Source organism: Anaeromusa sp. (genome assembly GCF_028691475.1).
GTDB lineage: Bacteria > Bacillota > Negativicutes > Anaeromusales > Anaeromusaceae > Anaeromusa.
Genome location: NZ_JAQUZF010000198.1, coordinates 1 through 3003 on the forward strand (window position 1 = coordinate 1; position 3003 = coordinate 3003).

Annotated in this window: 3 protein-coding genes; 2 read left to right on the forward strand and 1 reads right to left on the reverse strand. The window is 48.1% G+C overall.

Going from position 1 to position 3003, the window contains the following annotated elements; all coding sequences use genetic code 11:
• Positions 1-166 precede the first annotated feature (166 nt).
• Positions 167-1381, forward strand: coding sequence for a 6-phosphofructokinase (locus PHF27_RS14150; RefSeq protein WP_300071478.1), 1215 nt, complete (start codon positions 167-169; stop codon positions 1379-1381).
• Positions 1382-1494: 113 nt separating this feature from the next.
• Here PHF27_RS14150 and PHF27_RS14155 read toward each other — a convergent pair whose 3' ends face one another.
• On the reverse strand, positions 1495-1815 hold the full coding sequence (locus PHF27_RS14155; RefSeq protein WP_300071480.1) for a multidrug efflux SMR transporter: 321 nt from the start codon (positions 1813-1815) through the stop codon (positions 1495-1497).
• A gap of 422 nt (positions 1816-2237) precedes the next feature.
• Here PHF27_RS14155 and PHF27_RS14160 point away from each other — a divergent pair.
• The coding region (locus PHF27_RS14160; RefSeq protein WP_300071481.1) for an efflux RND transporter periplasmic adaptor subunit at positions 2238-3003 on the forward strand (766 nt) is incomplete at its 3' end.

The window sequence follows — 3003 nt, forward strand, 5'->3', positions numbered from 1 at the left end:
CAAGATATAGCTATGAAAAACGTCACTTAATAGAAGTGGATAGTTGTAGGGGGGGACAAACAAGCCGCAGAGATGGTCTGCTGGGATAAAAAAGAGAAAGAGGCGCTTGTTTTGCGCCGGCGGGGCTGGTATAGTCTTCAGAGTATAGAGTAAAAGGAGTGAGGTTATGACGATGAAGGGCAATGTTTTGATTGCGCAGGGTGGTGGACCGACGGCAGTAATCAACCAAAGTCTGGCCGGCATTGTCCGGGAAGTGCGGCGGTTAAGTCCGGAAAGCCGTATTTACGGGGCACTGCATGGTGTGGAAGGCGTGGCAAAAGAAGAATTTGTCGATTTGACGCAAGTAACAGAGGCCAATTTGGAAGCGGTAGCGGCAACTCCTTCGGCAGCCTTGGGTTCTACGCGTGTAAAGCCTAAAGCGGATTTTTGCAAGAAGATGTTTGCTGTTATGAAAGCCCATGATATTCGTTATTTCTTCTATATAGGGGGCAATGATTCGTCAGATGCGCTGCTGATCATCAGTGAAGAAGCAGCGCGGGAGAAGTATCCTCTCAAAGCGATTCATGTACCGAAAACTATTGACAATGATTTGCTTGTTACCGACCATACTCCGGGTTATGCTTCGGCAGCTCGCTTTGTAGCGCAGGCCTTTGCGGGGGTGTCGTTGGATATGCGATCCTTAGGCGGTGTGTATGTCGGTATTGTCATGGGGCGGCACGCCGGCTTTTTGACAGCGGCCGCTGCTGCGGCGCGGCGCTATGAGGGAGATGGTCCGCATTTGGTATATCTGCCGGAGCGTTCTTTTTCATTAGCAGCTTTTTTGGAGGATGTACGGCGTGTACATGAACAATACGGTTTTTGCGTAGTGGCCGTCTCTGAGGGGATTTGCGACAAATCAGGACAACCGCTTTTATTGAGTCTTGTTGATGAGGTGGAACGGGACGCTCATGGCAACGCTACCTTGTCCGGAACCGGCGCATTGGGAGACTGTCTTTCGAAAAAGCTTAAGGAAGGACTAGGCATTTCGCGAGTGCGTTGTGATACCTTCGGCTACCTGCAGCGCTCTTTCTTAGGCTGCGTGTCTTCCGTTGATGCGGCGGAAGCGCGGGAAGCTGGGGAGAAAGCGGTTCAGTTTGCTGCATTTGGGCAGGAAACGAATGGCTCCGTAACCATTCACCGAGTGGGCGATTATGCGGCTGCGTATCGATTGACGCCGTTGATCGAATTGGCGGGCAAAACGCGTTACATGCCGGATTCCTTCATTAATGAAGCAGGCAACGACATTACTCCCGCTTTTTTGGAATACGTACGGCCGCTTTTGGGGAAAGACTGCCCTGTGGCAGCGAGACTGGAAGCGCCTCGCATAGCCGGACGCTGCTAATAGGAAAATGGAAAAGAACAGGCTTGCAGTCGGGATAGGCTGCAAGCCTGTTTATTATTGGCGAGTGTATGCTCGTTTGAGAGTGTCATTATCGGCCATAAAGAAACGAAGTTTTAATGTGCTAATTTCAAACCGATGACACCGGCAATGATGAGGAGCACCGATGCGATACGTAAAATCCCGATGGGATCGTTATATAGTATAATCCCCAATATAAATGTACCTGCAGCCCCGATGCCGGTCCAGACGGCATACGCTGTGCCCATGGGAATGTCCTTTTGCGCCGTAAATAGAAAAAAACCGCTAAGTCCCATGGCGATTACCGCTATGGCAAGGCCTGTAAATTGTTTTCCTTCCATGGTTTGCGCCATTTTTAAACCGAGAGGCCAGCCGATCTCGAACAATCCCGCAATAACCAAATAGATCCATGCCATCAACGATTCCTCCTTTAAAACTAGGACTGACGGGGTTAGTTAACTAGTTCCTTGTTTGGAGAATATTTCCTGCCAAAAAACAAGGCGACGACGGAAAAATGTTGAATTTTCAAAAAAAATAATTGCCGTTAATTTCTATGAAGTAGAGGGCTGAGTTATAGTAACTGAAATCTTGGATAAACAGAATGATGAAAGTTTTATTATCCATAAAAATAGATTGTGTGTTTACTGAAAAGACGTTATACTGTATAATACTGAAACTGACTGCTTGGTCCAAAAAAAACAGTAGTTTCCTAAAGGTATTTTTTAGCAAATAAAGAATAAGTAGTTTTATTAATAGGTAATCCATAAAATAACAGTAATGTATCGCGTTTACATAATCGTATTAACTGTAAAGAATAAAGAAACGGAGGCATTTATCTATGCTATTTAAACCATGGGGTAATTCCGCAGGAAAGAAAAGACTGGCTTGTGTTATGGCACTTTTGCTGAGCGGCTTGCTGCTGGCAGGATGCAACGGCAAACAGCAGGCGCCGCAAGGGCAAGCAGTGGCTGTAAAGGCCATGAAGGTGATCAAGCAAGATACGCCGGTTTCCTATGAGTTCGTGGGCGAAGTGGAAGCCAAGCAGGAAGTGCAGATTAAAGCGCAGGTAAGCGGGAATATTATTGAAAAAATGGTGGATGGCGGTACTACTGTGTATCGCGGCCAGCCCTTGTTTGTCATTGATCGGCGCCAGTATGAAGCTAATTCATTGAATGTGCAGGCGCAACTGGCGCAGGCTGAAGCGTCGCTGAGTCGGACGCGGCGCGACGTAGCTCGTTATGAGCAATTGGCAGGACAGCAGGCGATTGCTCAACAGGTACTTGATAATGCCGTGGCGGAAGAGCGTCAAGCGGCGGCTCAGGTAGACGCGCAGCGGGCACTTTTGCAAAAAGCTAACAATGATGTGAACGATACGACGATAGTAGCACCTTTTGACGGACGTATTGACACGAAAGATTTAAGCATTGGTAACTATGCTACAGCCGGGTCGACGGTGCTGGCGACGATTTCTTCTACTGATCCGGTGCGGGTGCGCTTTAGCGTTGGTGAAAACGATTACCTGAAATTTATGCGCATGGGCGGGGGAGCTGCAACAACGGAACGCAAGCTGCGCCTGATTCTAAGCGATGGCAGTGAATATCCCT

Bases quoted from the DNA above. Each gene is read 5' to 3' on its own strand.
- PHF27_RS14150 (WP_300071478.1), top strand. From the start codon at position 167: ATGACGATGAAGGGCAATGTTTTGATTGCGCAGGGTGGTGGACCGACG.
- PHF27_RS14155 (WP_300071480.1), bottom strand. From the start codon at position 1,815: ATGGCATGGATCTATTTGGTTATTGCGGGATTGTTCGAGATCGGCTGG.